Origin of the sequence: Methylobacterium sp. J-068 (genome assembly GCF_022829445.1) — a bacterium.
Classification (GTDB): Bacteria; Pseudomonadota; Alphaproteobacteria; order Rhizobiales; family Beijerinckiaceae; genus Methylobacterium.
The window spans coordinates 7,501-9,607 of record NZ_JAKSXY010000079.1; the positions used below are offsets into that span (position 1 = coordinate 7,501).

The 2,107-nt window shown below is 59.7% G+C and carries 1 pseudogene; it reads right to left on the reverse strand.

Annotated features, from left to right (window positions below):
- Window positions 1–896 precede the first annotated feature (896 nt).
- Window positions 897–1,470, reverse strand: a pseudogene (locus MKK54_RS12210) (IS3 family transposase); the annotation flags it as partial.
- Window positions 1,471–2,107 lie beyond the last annotated feature (637 nt).

A 2,107-nucleotide genomic window follows, 5' to 3' on the forward strand; every position in this document is an offset into this window, starting at 1 on the left:
TGGCCGCGCTGATGTGGCGGGCCTTCGCGGCGGATCAAATCACGGAGGCCGAGGCTGAGGAGCTCTCGAACCGCATCGAGCTTCGTAAGATCGATCACCCCATCCCACAGGCGCTTAGGAAGCCTGTGGGCTCGCGTCCGCGCACAGGAGAGAGCCTGCAGCGCCGCCGCCGCTGGGCCGCCGCCGGACGCCTTCCCCCGGCCCTGGCAGCTCATTTCACTCAGGCCGAGGTCGCCGTCCTCGCTGTTCTGGCAGATACGGTGGTTCGGATGGGGGATTGCCGCCGGTGTATCGAGCAGATTGCCGCTCTCGCGGGAGTCTGTCGCAGCACCGTGAAGAATGCTGTCCGGCAGGCTGAGGTCCTGGGGCTCGTAACTGTCGAGAGACGGGCGCGAACGGCTTGGCGCAACCTCCCCAACATCGTGCGGATTGTCTCTCCTGAGTGGCAAGCCTGGAACCGATTGGCACGCCGGTCTCTCCCCACGAGGGGAGGGGTCAAATCCCTGATCTGCACAAATACAAACGTTATAAAACATCAAAAAAAGCGGGAGCTACGGACTCCAAAAAGGCTGCCGAAACGGCAGAGGAAAATCCAAGAAGGTGCGCCCGACGCAAATCCAACGGGCAAGCATGAGAATCCAGGCAATACAGGAACAGCCTGAGTCGGACAGTTCGGCGAACAGGTTCGAAAGAGAGCCCGCATGCCCAAAAACAAGAGTTAGGGACGCTCCAGTAGGCACCAGCTCTACTGAAATGAACCAACTATGCAGATTGCGAGAACGCTGGATCCAAGCATCACCGGCTGTGGGTAAAACCGCGAAACATGAGATCTCGGATCGAGCCAAGCTACAGCGATCTAAATTACACTGAATTTTCCGGAAACTATTTGGTTTGGGTCAGGCCGCCAAGGCTTGGACCTCGGCCTGAGCATAGTAGCGCGCTTCGACTTCGGCGGGAGAGATGTTCCCGATCAGTTCGAGCAGACGGCGGGTATTGGATCAGTCGACCCATTCAAGGGTGGCGAACTCGACGGTCTCGAAGGAACGCCGCGGCCCACGGCGATGGATCACCTCGGCCTTTAACAGGCCGTTGATCGTCCCGGCCAGCGTGTTGTCGTAACTGTCGCAGACGCTGCTGAGAGACGGCTCGACACCAGCATGGGCGAGCCGCTCGGTGTAGCGCAGCGTAAGGTATTACGAACCCCTGTCGCTGTGATGCACGAGCCCGCGCCCTGGACGGGACGATGCTCGTACGGCGAGCGAAGACGTCGATGACGTCGATGACGAAGGCCACGTAGGTGAAGTCGGAGACCCAAAGCGCGTTCGGGCGTGATGCCTTGAACTGATAGTTAATCCGATCGAGTGGGCAGGTCTCTGCCGGATCGGAAATCGTCATCCAGACCGTCTTGTCCCCCACGACACCCTTCAGTCCCAGCATCCACATCGACTGCGCGACGATGCACCGGGCCACCATGATCCCTTCCCGACCAAGCTATCGATCATCAGTGCCGCGCCGCTCCTGGCCCGTGCCGGTCGCCTGCCGGGCTCGGCGCGTCACGCGGCATGCGCGTGGTACGTCGACGGGGCAATCGGCAGGATCCTGCAGATCGGCCCGATCCCCCAAACAGTCGTCTTGGCTGCGATCGAACTGATCACCGCCCCTTGTGAGACAGAGTCGCCTTGATAATCCGGCACTATCCGCACCGCTCGGGCGCGGACCTCAGGGGAATTTAGTGGGGTTCGCTTCGTCATGGCTTCATCCTCTCGAGAGTTAGAGCCTCCAGGAAACCCGTTGCGGTTCAATGTGTGTTCTATCTGGTTCCGGGAGTTGACGGTTCTGAGCCGAGTGTTTATACCCCTGTTCATCGGCGAGCGGCCACGTTGTGAGCGGCTTGTTTTTGCATCTCCTGATTTGCTGAGGGCTTGGGTCCGGAAAATTCCGGGCGCTGGTCTATCGGTTGTGGGGTGTGTTCTTTGACAAGTGAATCTGAGAAAGAGAAGCGTGGGCGGCGTTATGTCCTTGCGGATCCCTTTGGGGATCGTGAGACGATGATGCTGACACGTTTCGAGAGCTCACACGGATCTTGGTGGAAACGCCGGGTCTGGTT